At 43.2% G+C, this 16,496-nt stretch carries 15 protein-coding genes; 3 read left to right on the top strand and 12 right to left on the bottom strand.

What is annotated here, in order from left to right; translation table 11 throughout:
* Positions 1–783 (bottom strand): RNA polymerase sporulation sigma factor SigG, encoded by a 783-nt coding sequence (sigG, locus tag ACYQ5K_RS02740; protein WP_195230574.1) that lies wholly within the window; start codon positions 781–783, stop codon positions 1–3.
* A gap of 360 nt (positions 784–1,143) precedes the next feature.
* Here sigG and ACYQ5K_RS02735 point away from each other — a divergent pair, with 360 nt between their 5' ends.
* The 3 genes from ACYQ5K_RS02735 (at position 1,144) to sigE (ending at position 4,531) form a co-directional block, all read left to right on the top strand.
* Positions 1,144–2,763 (top strand): MBL fold metallo-hydrolase RNA specificity domain-containing protein, encoded by a 1,620-nt coding sequence (locus ACYQ5K_RS02735; RefSeq protein ID WP_173688525.1) that lies wholly within the window; start codon positions 1,144–1,146, stop codon positions 2,761–2,763.
* A 222-nt stretch (positions 2,764–2,985) separates the two neighbouring features.
* Positions 2,986–3,777, top strand: a complete 792-nt coding sequence (locus tag ACYQ5K_RS02730) for a sigma-E processing peptidase SpoIIGA (RefSeq protein WP_173688524.1) — start codon at positions 2,986–2,988, stop codon at positions 3,775–3,777.
* 10 nt (positions 3,778–3,787) lie between these two features.
* Positions 3,788–4,531 (top strand): RNA polymerase sporulation sigma factor SigE, encoded by a 744-nt coding sequence (sigE, locus tag ACYQ5K_RS02725; RefSeq protein WP_173688523.1) that lies wholly within the window; start codon positions 3,788–3,790, stop codon positions 4,529–4,531.
* Positions 4,532–4,585: 54 nt separating this feature from the next.
* Here the strand turns inward: sigE and ftsZ are convergent, their stop codons facing one another.
* The 11 genes from ftsZ to ACYQ5K_RS02670 form a co-directional block, all read right to left on the bottom strand.
* Positions 4,586–5,794 (bottom strand): cell division protein FtsZ, encoded by a 1,209-nt coding sequence (gene ftsZ / locus ACYQ5K_RS02720; RefSeq protein ID WP_173688522.1) that lies wholly within the window; start codon positions 5,792–5,794, stop codon positions 4,586–4,588.
* Between the two features lie 149 nt (positions 5,795–5,943).
* Positions 5,944–6,714, bottom strand: coding sequence for a cell division protein FtsQ/DivIB (locus ACYQ5K_RS02715; RefSeq protein WP_459777251.1), 771 nt, complete (start codon positions 6,712–6,714; stop codon positions 5,944–5,946).
* Positions 6,715–6,746: 32 nt separating this feature from the next.
* Entirely contained in the window at positions 6,747–7,805 is a 1,059-nt protein-coding gene (locus tag ACYQ5K_RS02710) for an FtsW/RodA/SpoVE family cell cycle protein (RefSeq protein ID WP_179963130.1), read from the bottom strand.
* Between the two features lie 76 nt (positions 7,806–7,881).
* Positions 7,882–9,243: a UDP-N-acetylmuramoyl-L-alanine--D-glutamate ligase gene (gene murD, locus ACYQ5K_RS02705; RefSeq protein WP_173688519.1), complete on the bottom strand. Its 1,362-nt coding sequence runs from the start codon at positions 9,241–9,243 to the stop codon at positions 7,882–7,884.
* A gap of 13 nt (positions 9,244–9,256) precedes the next feature.
* On the bottom strand, positions 9,257–10,213 hold the full coding sequence (mraY, locus tag ACYQ5K_RS02700) for a phospho-N-acetylmuramoyl-pentapeptide-transferase (protein ID WP_055157373.1): 957 nt from the start codon (positions 10,211–10,213) through the stop codon (positions 9,257–9,259).
* A 102-nt stretch (positions 10,214–10,315) separates the two neighbouring features.
* Entirely contained in the window at positions 10,316–12,049 is a 1,734-nt protein-coding gene (locus ACYQ5K_RS02695; RefSeq protein WP_173688518.1) for a peptidoglycan D,D-transpeptidase FtsI family protein, read from the bottom strand.
* A gap of 64 nt (positions 12,050–12,113) precedes the next feature.
* On the bottom strand, positions 12,114–13,967 hold the full coding sequence (locus tag ACYQ5K_RS02690) for a peptidoglycan D,D-transpeptidase FtsI family protein (protein WP_459777250.1): 1,854 nt from the start codon (positions 13,965–13,967) through the stop codon (positions 12,114–12,116).
* Between the two features lie 23 nt (positions 13,968–13,990).
* Positions 13,991–14,521, bottom strand: coding sequence for a hypothetical protein (locus ACYQ5K_RS02685; protein ID WP_173688516.1), 531 nt, complete (start codon positions 14,519–14,521; stop codon positions 13,991–13,993).
* Positions 14,522–14,542: 21 nt separating this feature from the next.
* The gene (rsmH, locus tag ACYQ5K_RS02680) at positions 14,543–15,478 is read right to left on the bottom strand and encodes a 16S rRNA (cytosine(1402)-N(4))-methyltransferase RsmH (RefSeq protein ID WP_008371903.1); all 936 of its coding nucleotides are present in this window, start codon (positions 15,476–15,478) and stop codon (positions 14,543–14,545) included.
* Positions 15,479–15,504: 26 nt separating this feature from the next.
* A complete protein-coding gene (gene mraZ, locus ACYQ5K_RS02675; protein WP_173688591.1) occupies positions 15,505–15,942 on the bottom strand; it encodes a division/cell wall cluster transcriptional repressor MraZ in 438 nt (145 codons plus the stop codon).
* A gap of 286 nt (positions 15,943–16,228) precedes the next feature.
* Positions 16,229–16,471, bottom strand: a complete 243-nt coding sequence (locus ACYQ5K_RS02670; RefSeq protein WP_173688515.1) for a hypothetical protein — start codon at positions 16,469–16,471, stop codon at positions 16,229–16,231.
* Between the last annotated feature and the right edge of the window lie 25 nt (positions 16,472–16,496).

The raw sequence follows: 16,496 nt of genomic DNA, 5'->3' as shown, positions 1-16,496 counted from the left end.
CTATTCACTTCGCAGATATTGTCGCATAGCCCTGAGTGCGTTCTTTTCCAGGCGGCTTACCTGTGCCTGGGAAATTCCGATTTCTTCTGCTACCTCCATCTGCGTTTTTCCTTCAAAAAAACGAAGTCTGATAATATGCTTCTCCCTTTTTCCGAGCCGATCCATTGCCGCCTGAAGAGACAGATTCTCCACCCATCTGTCTTCTTTGTTCCTTTTGTCACTGATCTGGTCCATCACATACATAGCATCTCCATTATCATTATATACCGGCTCATTTAAGCTGACCGGCATCTGGATCGCATCCAGCGCATAGACGATCTCTTCCTTTGCGATCCCGATTTCCTCTGCAATTTCCTGAACGGTAGGTTCTTTCTGGTTTACTTTGACATAATTTTCTTTCGCGTAAATTGCTTTATATGCGGTATCCCTGAGTGATCTGCTGACACGGATCGAATTATTGTCCCGGATAAATCTCCGGATCTCACCGATGATCATCGGGACTGCGTAAGTTGAAAATTTGACCTCCAGTGCCGGATTAAAATTATTGATCGCCTTGATCAGTCCGATGCATCCGATCTGAAACAGATCATCCGGATTTTCACTGCTTCCCGAAAAGCGTTTGATCACACTGAGTACCAGACGCAGATTTCCTTTGATATACTGTTCTTTAGCCTCTTCGTCCCCCGCTTTGATTTTCTCAAAAAGCACCTCCTTTTCCCTGTCGCTAAGCAGGGGAAGCTTTGCTGTATTTACACCACAGATTTCTACTTTATTAAGTACCATCTCAATAAACCTCCAAATCTTTACTGGTATAAATTTTTCTCAAAACCATTTTTATTTATTCGATTTCCACTGAAATATAAAAAATATCGCTCCTTGACTTTTTTCGCACTCTTCTGAAAGAATATACATTTTAGTAATATTGTCTGATTTTCTATCATTTTACGTGAAATTATAGTATAATATATAAAAAAGGAAAAAGAATGTGCCCTGACACATTCTCGCGCCGAGCGTGGTCGCCTGCGACATCTACATCTTCGCGCGAGTGCGCATCTCTGGCACATAGTGCCTGCTATTTCCCAGGAAGTTCTATAGGAATTTACTGGAAAATAAAAATAAATTATTCGCAAAGGGGTTGAGTATATGAAACTTACTTTTATCGGTGCCGCCCATGAAGTAACTGGAAGCTGCCATTATCTTGAAGCGTGTGGAAAACATATTCTAATAGACTGTGGACTGGAACAGGGACCTGATCTGTATGAGAATCAGGAAATTCCGATCAATCCTTCCATGATCGACTATATCCTCTTAACACATGCGCACATTGACCATTCCGGCAAGATTCCTCTGCTAGTAAAGAATGGATTTAAAGGCGAGATCATCTGTACATTCGCCACCTCTGATCTGTGCAGCATCATGCTCCGTGACAGTGCACATATCCAGGAATCCGAGGCAGAATGGCGGAACCGGAAGGCACTCCGCTCAGGTGCTCCGCTTTATGAACCACTTTATACTGTACAGGACGCCATGAATGCAGTTGCACTTCTTGCGCCGATCGATTATAACCAGACAATTCAGCTCTGTGAAGGAATCAAGCTTCGCTTCACAGATGTCGGTCACTTGCTTGGTTCTTCCTGCATTGAAGTCTGGATTACGGAAGACGGTGTAAGCAAAAAAATCGTATTTTCCGGAGATGTCGGCAATATCGATCAGCCGATCATCAAAGATCCGCAGAATGTGGACTCTGCCGATTATCTTGTCATCGAATCCACCTACGGAAACCGGATCCATTCTACTGTAAAACCGGATTATATTAAGGATCTTACCAGAATCCTGCGCGAAACCTTTGCCAAAGGTGGAAATGTAGTCATTCCATCTTTCGCAGTAGGAAGAACCCAGGAGCTTTTATACTTTATCCGTGAGATCAAAGAAGATAATCTTTTGCCGGAATATCAGAATTTTGAGGTTTATGTAGACAGTCCTCTGGCGATCGAAGCAACCAACGTTTTCCAGAAAAATGTACAGTCCTGCTTTGATGAGGATGCAATGGCTCTGATAAATAAAGGAATCAACCCTCTTCTTTTCCAGGGACTGAAAACCACGATCACCAGTGAAGAATCTAAAATGATCAACTTCAATGACAAACCAAAAGTAATCATCTCTGCTTCCGGAATGTGTGAAGCCGGCCGTATCCGCCATCATCTGAAACACAACCTCTGGAGAAAAGAATGCACGATCCTCTTCGTAGGCTATCAGGCAGTTGGCACTCTTGGCCGCAAGCTTGTCGAAAACAAACCGGAATCAGTCCGGCTCTTTGGCGAAAATGTAGAAGTTAATGCCCGTATTGAAGTACTTGCAGGAATCAGCGGACATGCCGATATGAATGGTCTTCTGAACTGGATTGATGGAATCAAAGAGAAACCATCCCACATCTTTGTTGTACATGGAGAGGATTCGGTTACAGATTCTTTCGCTGCTACCATCACAGACCGTTTCGGCATTCCGGCATTTGCACCATACTCCGGAGGCTGTGTTGATCTCGCAACCGATACCATACTTTCTGAAGGTATCAGGCTTCCGAAAAAAGCAGTTGAAAAGCCAGCCAAAGCACGTGCTCTTACTGCATTCAACCGCGTGGTTGCAGCAGCCAAACACCTCATGGATGTTGTGCTTAAAAATGAAGGTCTTGCAAACAAAGATCTTGCAAAATTCGAGTCACAGATCCAGAATCTTGCTGACAAATGGGATCGTGACGACAGATAAATACCAATCTTATCTTTCCAGAGACCGGCTTCCGACATGGAACGCCGGTCTTTTCCTGTCTTTTTCGACAATTCTTATAAAAAATCCAGCATTTTAGCATGTCGAATAAAATTATTCTGCTTTTTCCATCTTCTGACAAAATCTGAAACACATCTTTTCTATAATAAAGCATGCTTAAGTACCAAATCTATTTAGCAGCTAAAGAGAAAGAAGGATAAGACTATGCAGTATGAAGTATATCTGGATGTATTGTTTCTGGAAAATATGATGATGGATTTTCTGATTCTTCTGGCAGTAAAAAAAGTATTTCCATGTTCTGCCACTTATGGAAGTCTTCTTGCCGGTTCCTTTACCGGTTCACTACTGACCTGTGTCATTTTATTTTTTCCATGCCCGGTATGGAGCCGGTATATCCTGCTGTTTTTCCTGGTAAATTCCTGTATGACAGTGATCGGATTGAAAATCCGGACATTTCCCGTTTTTTTCAAAGCATGGATCCTGCTCTATCTTGCAAGCTTTCTCCTTGGAGGTATCATGAGCTGTCTCCGTCTTTATTTTGGAAAATTTTTCCGGATTACATCTTTTCTTTTCACCCTTGGCATCTGTGGTTTTTTTCTTTTATATCATGGGCTTTTGTTTCTAAAGAAACTATGGAGATCACAAGATCATAGTTATGATGTGATTTTAACTGTAAATGGAAAAGATTTTCATCTGAAAGCCTTTCTGGACAGTGGCAATCATCTTTCTGATCCACTGACCGGGAAGCCGGTTCATATTATCAGCAAAAACGCCTGTCAGAAGATTTCTTCCCAGATCTCACCTGGAAGGCTCCGGTACATCCCGTACCAGACTATACAGAAGACGACCGGTATTCTTCCTGTTTTTTCTGTCAAGAAAATGAAAATAACAGGAGAATCTGAATTTTGGATCCATTCTCCACTGATCGGTATTTCCGAACAGAAGAATTTTGGAAACGGAAAATATGAAATGCTATTGCATCCTGAAGATTGTTAGGAGGATTATAATGATGATAAAAGTTGCTGTTTCAGATTGTTTTAAATTGAAAATGATTCCCTCTTTCCGCAGTGTTTTCTTCCCGGAAAAGCAGGAAATCCATTACATAGGAGGGACAGATATCCTGCCACTCCCACTTAGCAGTGAAGAAGAGGGGCATGCCATTTCCCTTCTCGGAGGCGTGCAGGATGAAGAAGGAAAGAAGCTTCTTATTGAACATAACCTGCGTCTGGTTGTATATATAGCGAAAAAATTTGACAATACCGGTGTGGGCGTAGAAGACCTGATCTCCATCGGCACGATTGGACTGATCAAAGCAATCAATACCTTCAATCCAGAGAAAAATATCAAGCTTGCCACCTATGCCTCCCGTTGTATTGAAAATGAGATCCTCATGTATCTGCGCCGGAATAACAAGACCAAACTGGAGGTCTCCATCGATGAACCGCTCAATGTTGACTGGGATGGAAATGAGCTTCTTCTCTCCGATATTCTTGGAACTGAAGAAGATACCATTTATCGTGATATGGAAACCGAAGCAGAACACAAACTTCTTGGAAAAGCCATCGGACGGCTTTCAAACAGGGAACGGGTAATCGTACAGATGCGATTCGGACTTGGGACACCCGACGGGGAAGAAAAAACGCAAAAAGAAGTGGCCGATCTTCTTGGGATCTCCCAGTCTTACATATCAAGACTTGAAAAGAAAATTATGCAGAGACTGCGGCGCGAAATGGTACGCTATGAACAGTAAACTATGAAAAACAGGGAAACAGTAATTTCTTACTGTTTCCCTGTTATTTCATTCTTATTTCTTGAAGAAATCCGGAATCTTGATAGACTGCTCTTTCACCTTGCTCTGTGGAGTTCTTGTACTCTGAAGCGGTGGTACCTGTGTAGTCTGCTGCTGTACCGGTCTGCCTCCGTATACCGGTCTTTCTACATTGCTGTATTCTCCCGGATTAAACTGTGGACGGGAAATATTGCTTGCACCCATTCCAGCTCCACCGTTCATCATAGCTGCTTTATGTTCCAGTCTTGACTGAAGCTTGCTCTGTGTTCCGCCTACATTGTGAAGACCTGTTGCGATAACTGTGATAGTTGCTTCATCTGACTTGGAATCATCATACATTGCACCGAAGATGATATTTGCATCTTCACCTGCAAGATCCTGTACATATTCTGCCGCATCACTCGCATCCATAAGAGTGATATCACCTGAAATGTTGATGATAACGTGAGATGCACCTGCGATGGTTGTTTCAAGCAGAGGGCTGGCAACTGCCTGCTTAACTGCTTCAAGAGCCTTGTCATCACCTTTGCCCTGTCCGATACCGATATGAGCAATTCCTTTATCTGTCATAACTGTCTGTACATCAGCAAAGTCAAGGTTGATCAGTGAAGGTACATTGATCAGGTCTGTGATACCCTGGATACCCTGCTGAAGAACTTCATCAGCTTTCTTAAGTGCTTCCGGCATAGTTGTTCTTCTGTCTACAATTTCAAGAAGCTTATCATTCGGGATAACGATAAGTGTATCTACATTTTCTTTTAATTTTTCGATTCCGGCAAGAGCATTGTTCATTCTTGTCTTGGATTCGAATTTGAAAGGTTTAGTTACAACGCCAACAGTAAGTGCTCCCTGCTCTTTGGCAATACGTGCAACAACAGGAGTTGCTCCTGTTCCTGTTCCGCCACCCATACCACAGGTAACAAATACCATATCAGCTCCCTTGAGTGCTGACTGGATCTCTTCGGCACTTTCCTCAGCTGCTTTTTCACCGATCTCCGGTTTAGCCCCTGCACCAAGCCCCTTTGTAAGCTTGTCTCCGATCTGCATAAGAGTCGGAGCTTTACATAACTGAAGAGCCTGTTTATCTGTATTGATTGCAATAAATTCAACACCTGCAATCTGTTCATCGATCATGCGGTTGACTGCATTGTTTCCGCCGCCACCTACACCGACTACAATTATTTTAGCTGCTGCTTCTGATTCATTTGTTTTAATTTCTAACAAGAGTTTCTCCTCCTTCGTCACCTTATTATATTATACACCCTAAATGTCAATATGCGCTTACTTATACATAAGACTATAATATATTTTTTTCCGAAAAATATCAATAGAATTTTGTATATTTTCCTATTTTTTTATTCACTTGACACAGATTATGTTCCGAGGTCCGGAATCACATCTTTTTCGAAGGTAATTGTAATATTATCTGTGTTAAAATCTTCCAGATGCAGGGTTCCTCCCTGATCTCCCAGCTTCTCAAGAATCGGCGATATCTGCATGATCCGTTCTTCCAGATTCGTGTGTCCGACATTGACACATTTGTTTCCGAAAAAAAGATACAGATCTGAACCGGAACAAACAATCTTATCCGGCGCGAGATCACATTTTTTCAGTGTCATCGTCATATCCAGAAGGTTCGCAAATGCTTTTTTGTTCGCCTTGCTGACCGGAAGTGCTTTGTAAAGCTGTACCTTCTTTACTTCCAGCCCTTCAATGCACGGAATTCCATCCCACAGCTCCTTTGTCTTTGCAAGTACGATACCATCCTTGTCAAAATAGATACATTCATCACCTGACACGATATAACCGGCCACCCGCTTTTCTTTGATCGTCACCTTCACAGTCCACGGATTCTTCATCGTCACATTTGCCTCTTCCATTGCCGGAAGCAGCTCGTGATTCATCAGGTGGTTCCTGATCATCACATACAGCGAATTGGAAGACCAATTATCATCCTGCACCCAGTCTGCAATCTCCTGTCTGCTAAGATACTGATTTCCTGATACTTCGATTTTCCGCACTTGAAAGAGTAAAAGAAACGTAATCATAGCTATGCAAACCATAATAATGACCAGAATGGCTTTCATGGCAGTCTGCTTTATGATTCTCTTTTTCCTTTCTTCCTGTATCATCCCACCAGGCATCTTCCTCCTTCCGTCATTTGTATATCTCCTGTCTAGTCTACCACTTGTGACACACTTAGCACAAGTCCCATTTCAATTAAAAGAAACATCACCGATGTCCCTCCGTAACTGATGAACGGAAGTGTGATCCCTGTATTTGGAATCGTATTCGTCACAACTGCGATATTCAAAATAACCTGGATCATCATATGTGCCATTGCACCAGTCGCGATCAGCGCACCAAAAAGATCCCTGCTTCCGGATGCAATCATGAAAAAGCGCCAGATCAGAAGCAGAAACAGAAAAACGATAATCCCCGCACCTGCGAGTCCAAGCTCTTCACAAATAATTGAAAAGATCATATCATTCTGTGCCTCAGGTACAAACCCCAGCTTCTGCACACTGTTTCCGAGCCCGACTCCGAATACTCCTCCGGATCCAATCGCGTAAAGTCCCTGCAGTGTCTGATAACCTTTTTCATATTTTTCCGGATTTCTCCAGATAGCAAGCCGTTCCAGCCGGTAGCTTTCAAGGGCAAGAAAAAGCCCCATAAAGCACGCGCCTGCGAGTCCCATCAAGGCAAACTGCGCATATTTCGGGCTTGCTACAAAGATCAGGATCACACCGATTCCCAGAATAATGATCGCCGTGCTTAAATTGCTCGCTCCCACAAGTCCCACGATCGGAAGGATCCAGAACATGATCCTGCAAAGTGTCCACATTTTCCCAATTGTTTTTACGTTCTTCGTCACAAGATCCGCCAGAAAAAGAATTAGTGCAACTTTCGCAAATTCCGATGGCTGAAAAGAAAACGGGCCCAAAGCTAACCATCTTTTGGACCCGTTAATTTCTCTGCCAAACAACATGACCGCAACCGAAAGTGCAACCGCTGCCAGATAACCAAATATTGCCAGTCTCTGCCAGATATGGTAATCCATCCCCGCCACGAACAGCATCAGTACAATTCCAAGCACCGTCGCAAACGCCTGCTTTTTCAGATAGTAAAAGGAATCATGAAATTTCACCTGACCGTTATATGCACTGGTACTGTATAAGATCACCAGTCCGATCACAACCAGGAGAACAACAATCAACAGAAGCGTGTAATCCATACGCCCCTTTTTCCCTTTTTCCTCCACTTTGTTTCACGCCCTTTGATACAGATTATATGAAATTATTTTATTTCTTTTATAACGCATTTACGTATTTTTTGAATTCTTCCCCACGCACTTCATAGTTCGGGAACATTCCCCAGCTTGCACATGCCGGTGACAGCAGAACTGCATCTCCGGGTCTTGCAAGCTCCACACAGGTATCGAGTGCTTCTTCGAAAGTATCTTTTAAAATACAGTCATGAAATCCGCACTCTGCTGCTTCTTTCTGAATCTGCTCTTTTGTAGCACCGATCAGTACCAGATAGCGGACTTTTCCATCAAAGCTCTGGATCCATTCATGGAAATCGGATTGTTTATCATATCCACCACCGATCAGGATCGTCGGGCGGTTCATTGCCTGGATTCCCTTGATCGCCGCATCCGGATTCGTTCCTTTAGAGTCATTGTAATAGACAACCCCGTTCTTCTCTGCCACATATTCAATACGATGCTCAACCCCCTTAAATGCAAGTACAGACTTACGGATCACATCCAGATCTACACCGTAAGCTGCTGCCATTGCAACCGCTGCCATAACATTCTCATAATTGTGGACGCCAAGGATCTGTAATTCGCCGGTCTTGCAGATGACCGTTCCTTCTTTCTCCTTTTCCGGTTTGTATACAATATCTTCTCCGTCAAGATAAATACCCTGTTCCAGTTTATGCTTACTGCTGAAAAATAGAACACTTGCCTGAAATTCATCTGCCATCTTTCTTGTCTCTTCATCTTCATAATTGAGAACACAGATATCTTCTGGTGTCTGATTCTTCGCAATATTCATCTTTGCACGAATATATGCTTCCATCGTATGATGGCGGTTCAGATGATCCGGTGTGATATTAAGAACTGCACTTACCTTTGGATGGAAGGTATGAATACTCTCCAGCTGGAAGCTTGAAAGCTCTGCCACGATCACAGAATCTTCTCTGGTATCTGCTGCGGCATTCGTATATGGTGTACCGATATTTCCCACAACAAAAACGCTGTCACGGGCATTTTTCATAATCTCGCCTAAAAGAGAGGTTGTTGTCGTTTTCCCATTGGTTCCGGTAATTCCAAGCACATCTCCTTTTCCGCATACATAGGCAAGCTCAATCTCGCCCCAGACAGGAATTCCTTTTTCTTTCATAGCCAGAACAATCGGCAGATCAGTCGGCACCCCCGGACTCATTACAACCAGATCAAGACTTTCCATCTCTTCTTCCGGAAAAGCTCCGAGGACAACACGGACTTTGCTTCCATCACCAAGCTGTGCTTTCATTGCCTCTGCATCTTTTTTATCATTTCCATCATACAGAATTACCTCTGCCCCTTCTTTTTCCAGTAATCCGCAGGATCCGATCCCACTGATTCCCGCACCAAATACCAACACTTTCTTTCCTTGTAAATCCATTCTTATAAGCCTCCTATAATGCCAGCAGTGCAACCAGGCACAGAATTGCAGTTACAATTGAAAATACTGCAACCACCCGTGTCTCGCTCCATCCACACAGCTCGAAATGATGGTGGATCGGCGCCATTTTAAAGAAACGCTTTCCGCCTGTTTTCTTAAAATATGTTACCTGGATCATAACTGATAAAACTTCTACCAGATAGATCAGTCCTACGATGATAATAAATAACGGCATCTGGAGCATGTATGCTGTCGAAGCAACAAATCCTCCCAGAGCCAGTGAACCGGTATCGCCCATAAATACACTTGCCGGATAAACGTTGAATAATAAGAATCCCAGCAGCGCACCTACCACCGCACAGGTAATCGGTTCAATCCCACTCTTTGTTCCGATCGCAACAACCGTAAAGAAGGTTGCCACAAGAACTGTTACACTGGATGCAAGACCGTCCAGTCCATCTGTAAAATTCACACCATTGACGGTACCGATCACCGCAATAAAAAGTACCGGAATGGCAAACCAGCCGATGTTCAGATATTTTCCACCGGAAAACGGTATCAGCATGGTAAGCGGTATCTTTGCCACTTTCACGATGTAAAATGCAAAAATCGCTGTGATCACGATCTGGAGTGCCATCTTCTGCATCGGCATCAGTCCATCTGATCTGTGAAGAACAACTTTCAGATAATCATCCAGGAATCCAACCAGTCCGAATCCAATCGTTACAAAAAGTACCGGGATCACCTTCGGATACTCTCTTACATAGATCAGAGAAGTGACCGCAATCGCAAACAAGATCATCACGCCTCCCATCGTCGGCGTTCCGGCTTTTTTAAGATGCGACTTCACCCCGTCCTCTCTCTCTGTCTGATCCATCTTGAGTCTTCTTAAAACAGGAATTACCACCGGTCCTGCTGCCACACTGAGAACAAACGCGATCAGCACCGGTATGACCATTGTAAAATCCATAATACACCTCTGTCTTTCTTTTGTTTTCAAAATCAGCCCTTACCTTAAAGGCTCAGATTCTACGCTTTAGTATAATGTATCTGCCCTGTTTTTTCAACTGCTTCACGGGTTTTCTTCCCGTTCGATTCCAAGATAGGGAAGAATATTGTCGAAAATATCGCGCACAACCGGAGCTGCTATCGTCCCGCCATAATAGATACCCTGTGGGTTGTAAATAATTGCCATTGCTGCTACCTGCGGATCATCTGCAGGTGCAAATCCGATAAAAGATCCTATATAACGGTTCGCACTTCTTGGCAGTGTCTGGCTGGTCGCTGTCTTTCCTCCGATCCGGTATCCTTCAATCTGTGCTTTTTTTCCTCCTCCCTCAGACACAACCGTTTCCAGTATCCTTCTCATCTTTTCTGACGTTTCTTTAGAAAGAATCTGTTTTCTTTTTCCATAAGAAATCGTTTCTTCCTTCTCTCCACTTTCCGCATCATAAACGGCGACGCCAAAATGAGGAGTGATCCTTTTTCCCCCATTTACCAGAGAGCATACTGTTGTTGCCATCTGCATCGGTGTCACTTGAAAAGACTGTCCAAACGACATCGTTGCCAGCTCTACCTGCCCTACATTTTCCTTCTTGTGCATGATCGTTGCAGCCTCTCCCGGAAGATCTACACCTGTCTTCCCCATCAATCCGAATTTTTCAAAATATTTATAAAAATTCTCTGTTCCAAGCCGCATCCCTACTTCAATAAAAACCGGATTGCAGGAATTCTGCACCCCCTGTACAAAAGTCTCAGCTCCATGTCCAGTCGTCCTCGCACACCGGATCCGGCGGTCTTCCACAAGCTTGTATCCAGGACAGTAAAAAGTATCTTCTTCTTTGACCACTCCCTCTTCCAACGCCGCCGAAGCAGTAAATACCTTAAAGATCGATCCTGGTTCATAAGTATCATTGATACTCCTGTTCCGCCACATCTGATTCAGCATTGCCTGTTTTTCTTCATCATTCAAAGCAGAATCCGTTCCCTCCGGTAATGTAAACGGGTCATTCAGATCAAACTCCGGAATATTGACGCAGGCATAGATTTCCCCTGTTTTTGGATTCAAGATCAGAATCACAACTGCATCTGCCTGTTTTTCTTCCATTACTTTTTCCGCAGCCTGCTGTGCATATTCCTGAATATTATAGTCCAGGCTTACCTGCAGAGTGTCTCCGGAGACCGGTTCTACTCTGTCTTCCAGCGTATCCGCAAGCTCAATCCCTCTGGCATCAGTTGTTGTCAGAATCATTCCGTTCACACCTTTCAGATAATTTTCATACTTTACTTCCAGTCCAATGATTCCCTGATTGTCTCCACCGGTAAATCCAAGAACCTTTGAAGCCAGATTGCCATATGGATAGTACCGTTTAAAATCCTCATCTACCTTCACCCCGTCCAGTTCATATGCACGAATCCGGTCTCCGGTCTCTTTCTCCACATTTGTCTTTATTTTTTCCCTGGAAGAAACTTTTTCGACTCTTTTCCGAATCATTTCTTTCTCTATTCCCAGCTCATCGGCAAGAACCTGGATCACTCTCTCCGGATCTGTTATCTGACTATGGATAACAGATATGGTACACACCGCTTTATTTGTCGCAAGGACTTTTCCATTTCTGTCAATGATCTCTCCCCTTGCCGCCTTGATCTCCCTCTCCCTTTCGTGCAACATTTTTGCCTTCTGCTGATAATACGCAGCATCAAATATCATCAGATACACCAGTCTTGCGATCAGAAAAAAAATCATCAGAAGCGCGCTTAAAAATACTACCAGCATTTTCTTTTTATTATAAGTCTTATTCCGCATAAAAACCCCGAAAAACAGATTCTTACTATTACTGTATTATCTGTCTTCCGGGGTTATACCCAAATTACTCAGCCGGAGCCTTTGTAATATTCAAATATGGAAATGCTTCTGCCATAATATCAGAAGCGAGCTGCGAGATCAGGCTGCTGGTCGCTGACTGATCCGGAGCATTCGGTTCATCGATGACTACATAAATCATAATTTCCGGATTCTCCTGCGGTGCATATCCGATAAAGGATACCACGTTCTTATTCTCTCCACGGGGCAGTTTTTCCGCTGTACCGGTCTTACCACCGATATCATAACCTTCTACCTGTGCATATCTACCGCTACCGTTCTGAACAACACTGTACATATAACTTTTCAGCTTATCAGAAGTTTCTTTAGAAATCGTCTTCTTCTCCAACACCGGATCAATAGTCTGGATCACATTTCCGTTCTCATCCTGAATGGCTTTTACAAGATGCGGTTCATAATAATCGCCACCATTGATCAGAGAACAGAATCCTGTCGCAAGTTGAAGCATAGTTACGTTAAAATTCTGTCCGAAAGAGTTGGTTGCAAGATCCGTTTTGATCATTCCATCCGGTGACTGCAAAATACCAACCGCCTCACCCGGAAGATCAATCCCCGTATACTGACCGAATCCAAAAATACTCTGGTACTTACAGAATTCTTCCGGTCCGATTGCCAGACCAATCTGCATCAGGGCAACGTTACATGAATTTTCCATAACCTGTGTCAGATTCTGCTGCCCGTGTCCACCATTATCATAAGAGATACATTTAATCTCCCATTCATCGATCTGAAGGGAACCACCGCAGTAATAGGTCTCATCACCTTTCAGTGCACCAATCTCCAGACCTGTTGCAACCGTAAATGGTTTGATCGTAGATCCCGGCTCAAAAGTATCGCTCACGCAGAAGTTTCTCCAGAGTTCATTCAGAGCGTCGATCTTATCGTCACTGCTCATTCCGGTTAATTCTTCCTCTGTATAATACTTGGATAGATCTCTCGGATTATTCAGATCATAGGTAGGTGAGGAAGCCATTGCCAGAACTTCTCCGGTATTCGGGTTCATCATGATCACAGCTCCGTTTTTAAATCCCATCCCCTCCTGCGCTTCATCTGTGTGCGCCTGGTTAAACTCTTCCAGATGCTTTTCCACGATAGACTGCAGGTTCGCATCAATCGTTGTTACGATCGTATTTCCATTTATCGGCTCTTTCACCGTGTTTTCAATTGCCGAGTCTTCATTCTGATAACCATATCTGCGTCCATCCGTTCCATTCAGCGTTAAATTATAGGATGCTTCCAGTCCGCTTGCTCCCACATTTCCCGATACGCTGAATCCCAGGACATCGCAGGCAAGTGTATTATATGGATATTTTCTGACATAATCCTCTTCCAGCCAGACTCCTTTGATCTTGGAATTTTTCTTCTCTGCCGCTTCAAATGCCTTTGCATCATCGTAGGAAATTCCTTTTTTCAGAATGTTGTACCGACTGTCCGGACTGTCCGCGATAATTGCATCCACTGCCGATGCCTTGATCTGAAAATAACTTTTCAGCGCTTTTTTCGTAGCTGCTATGTTTTCTGCTTTTTTTGTCTCGTCTGAAAGTAAGACCTTTGCATCCAGAATCACATTGTATACACGCTCACTTGTCGCAAGCTTTGTGCCGTTTGTGTCTACAATATCTCCACGCTTGAACGGAATCGACTGACTCACATACTGCTGCTGATCCAGTACTGTCTTGGTATAATCTTCTCCTGACGAGGCATTGATATAGGTAATTCTTCCGACAAGAATAACAAAAGCCAGTAATATCGCTATAAAGAGCATTACCAGCTTTTTCTGCATTCCCACCGTGAATTTCTGCCTCAGAACGGAAGTCTTTCTTTTTCTTCTTTTTGACATGCTATTCACCTTTGTTCATAAACCTATTTATCTGTTGTCTGTCCAAGCACTCCGCTTTTCGGAATACTTTCGTACTGTTTTACATAATCATTAACCGGGTTCTGATATTCAACGATCTGATCCGAAGTCGCATATCCCATACCCAGATCATTGATTGCACGGTCTCTTACTTCTTCCAGATTCACAGAATCCATTACTACGTTATATCTAGTTGTATTCTCTTCTTTTGCATCTGCCAGTTCCTGCTGCAGCTCGGTAATATGCTCTGTCCGGCTTGTAAGCTCTGCACGTACCTGCAGATACCATACACAGACTACAAGTGCTGCCACTGCCGCAATTGAAAGAAACATCACATATGCAGGATTCATCCGCATTGCTTTTCTTCGATTTTTCAAAATCTGTCTGTCCAGTTTTTTCTTTTTATGTTTTTTTCTTGGTTCCTCTTGTCGCTGTGGCATGACTTCTGCCTGGCGAACTGTATTTCCGTATATGTACATTCCTCGGCTTGTTACTGTACGTCTGTCTGCCTGTATTCTCTGACTGTATTTTGCCATACAGCACCACCCTTTCAAATTCTATACGCGCTCAAAGATACGCAGCTTCGCACTCTTAGAACGACTGTTCACTTCCATCTCTTCTTCACTTGGAAGAATCGGTTTTTTCGTAATAACTTTTCCTTTGGAAACTTTTCCACACACACATACCGGAAAAGTACTCGGACATGTGCATGGATTCTCATTCTTTTTAAAAATTCCTTTGACAATTCTGTCCTCCAGGGAATGGAACGTGATGATGCATATCCTTCCTCCCGGATTTAAAATATCGATCATATCGTCAAGTGAATCCCTGAGTACCTCCAGTTCCCGGTTACATTCAATCCGGATTGCCTGAAAGGTTCTTTTTGCCGGATGCCCCGACATCTTCTGAAACTTCATCGGTATAGACTGTCTGATAATCTCTGCCAGCTGCCCGGTTGTTTCAATAGGACCTTTCTCTCTTGCCATAACAATATGTTTTGCTATATTCTTCGCAAATTTGTCCTCACCATAGTCGCGAATAATCCGAAAAAGGTCCATCTCACTGTAGCCATTGACAATCTCCTTTGCAGATAAAGTCTGGCGTGTGTCCATTCTCATATCCAAAGGCGCATCTACGCGATAGGAAAAACCACGATCTGCCGTATCTAACTGATAAGATGATACGCCCAGATCGAGTACGATTCCATCGACCTTGTCAATCCCTTTCTCATGGAGCCTCGACTTCATATCACAATAATTGCTCCGGATTATTGTAACTCTCTCCCCGAAGTCGCTTAATCGGGTGCCTGCTGCTTCAATTGCCGCCGCATCCTGGTCTATTCCTATAAAACTCCCCTTGTTGTTTAAACGCCGACATACTTCGTATGCATGTCCGCCTCCTCCAAGTGTGCCATCAACATAAATACCGTCCGGCTTGATGTTCAGTCCTTCGATTGTCTCATCCAGTAATACTGATTTATGCTTAAATGCCATGGTGTCCTCCTAATTAAAAGATCTATTTAGATGCTAAGTCCCAAATCTTCCATGTCATTTGCAATGTCCTCGATATTTTCCTCAACATCAGCTGTACGTGCTTCCCACGCCTCTTTACCCCAGATCTCGACCTTGTCCAGCACACCTGCTAGAACAACCTCTTTTTCAAGATCTGCATAAGCGCGAAGAGAAGAAGATATCAAAACTCTCCCTTGTTTGTCAAGTTCTCCTTCCGTAGCACTTCCAAGAAAGAAACGCTTAAAGTCTCTGGCTTTTTTGTTTGTAAGCGGTAAGGTTCTAAGCTTCTCTTCAAAGGCTTTCCATTCGTTGTCCGGATACAGAAATAAGCAGCCGTCCATCCCTTTCGTAATTACGAAATGTTCTCCCAGACTTTCTCGTAATTTGGAAGGAATAATCAGCCTGCCTTTTGAATCAATACTATGATTAAATTCTCCAGTCAACATAGGATCACCTTCTTTCAAAGTGGTCTGCCACTTTCCATGCCACTTTGCTCCACTTCGCTCCACTTTCTACCACTTGTATCCATTGTACCCCACTTTTCCGCCCTTTTCAAGCACTTTTTCGATTTTATCCATTCTGAAAAAAGTCCGATAAATCGTATTTTTTCCATTTTTCATTCATTTTGTGGTGAAAAGTGGAGCGTTTTATACTCCATTCCCCACACAGTACATAAAAAAAGTGGAGAAACCGTTCCACAATGGAACCATCTCTCCACTTTCTTCTTTTCATCTACTCCGCAGTATTAAGTGACTGGATATAATCACTTACAGCAGAATAATCAACTTCTGCTACTGCTCTTGGCTGCTTTGATTCATACAGATCATAAGCGGACCATCCAATCCAGACAACGATTGCAAGTGCAATCAGCCCAAGAATCGTATAATCAAAAGCTTTTCGCAAGTTTTTCTTTCTTTCTTCACGCTTTCTGTTCGCTTTTGCCTGTTTATAATAATCTACTTTTTTCTGACTCATATCTGTAAGTCTCCTTCGCAATCAA

Source organism: Allocoprococcus similis, from assembly GCF_054660775.1.
This window is presented reverse-complemented; position numbering and strand designations above follow the sequence as displayed.

Excerpts from the sequence above, each read along its gene's own strand:
- sigG (WP_195230574.1), bottom strand. The coding sequence starts at position 783 with ATGGTACTTAATAAAGTAGAAATCTGTGGTGTAAATACAGCAAAGCTT.
- ACYQ5K_RS02735 (WP_173688525.1), top strand. The coding sequence starts at position 1,144 with ATGAAACTTACTTTTATCGGTGCCGCCCATGAAGTAACTGGAAGCTGC.
- ACYQ5K_RS02730 (WP_173688524.1), top strand. The coding sequence starts at position 2,986 with ATGCAGTATGAAGTATATCTGGATGTATTGTTTCTGGAAAATATGATG.
- sigE (WP_173688523.1), top strand. The coding sequence starts at position 3,788 with ATGATGATAAAAGTTGCTGTTTCAGATTGTTTTAAATTGAAAATGATT.
- ACYQ5K_RS02715 (WP_459777251.1), bottom strand. The coding sequence starts at position 6,714 with ATGCCTGGTGGGATGATACAGGAAGAAAGGAAAAAGAGAATCATAAAG.
- ACYQ5K_RS02710 (WP_179963130.1), bottom strand. The coding sequence starts at position 7,805 with ATGGATTACACGCTTCTGTTGATTGTTGTTCTCCTGGTTGTGATCGGA.
- murD (WP_173688519.1), bottom strand. The coding sequence starts at position 9,243 with ATGGATTTACAAGGAAAGAAAGTGTTGGTATTTGGTGCGGGAATCAGT.
- mraY (WP_055157373.1), bottom strand. The coding sequence starts at position 10,213 with ATGGATTTTACAATGGTCATACCGGTGCTGATCGCGTTTGTTCTCAGT.
- ACYQ5K_RS02695 (WP_173688518.1), bottom strand. The coding sequence starts at position 12,049 with ATGCGGAATAAGACTTATAATAAAAAGAAAATGCTGGTAGTATTTTTA.
- ACYQ5K_RS02690 (WP_459777250.1), bottom strand. The coding sequence starts at position 13,967 with ATGTCAAAAAGAAGAAAAAGAAAGACTTCCGTTCTGAGGCAGAAATTC.
- ACYQ5K_RS02685 (WP_173688516.1), bottom strand. The coding sequence starts at position 14,521 with ATGGCAAAATACAGTCAGAGAATACAGGCAGACAGACGTACAGTAACA.
- rsmH (WP_008371903.1), bottom strand. The coding sequence starts at position 15,478 with ATGGCATTTAAGCATAAATCAGTATTACTGGATGAGACAATCGAAGGA.
- mraZ (WP_173688591.1), bottom strand. The coding sequence starts at position 15,942 with ATGTTGACTGGAGAATTTAATCATAGTATTGATTCAAAAGGCAGGCTG.
- ACYQ5K_RS02670 (WP_173688515.1), bottom strand. The coding sequence starts at position 16,471 with ATGAGTCAGAAAAAAGTAGATTATTATAAACAGGCAAAAGCGAACAGA.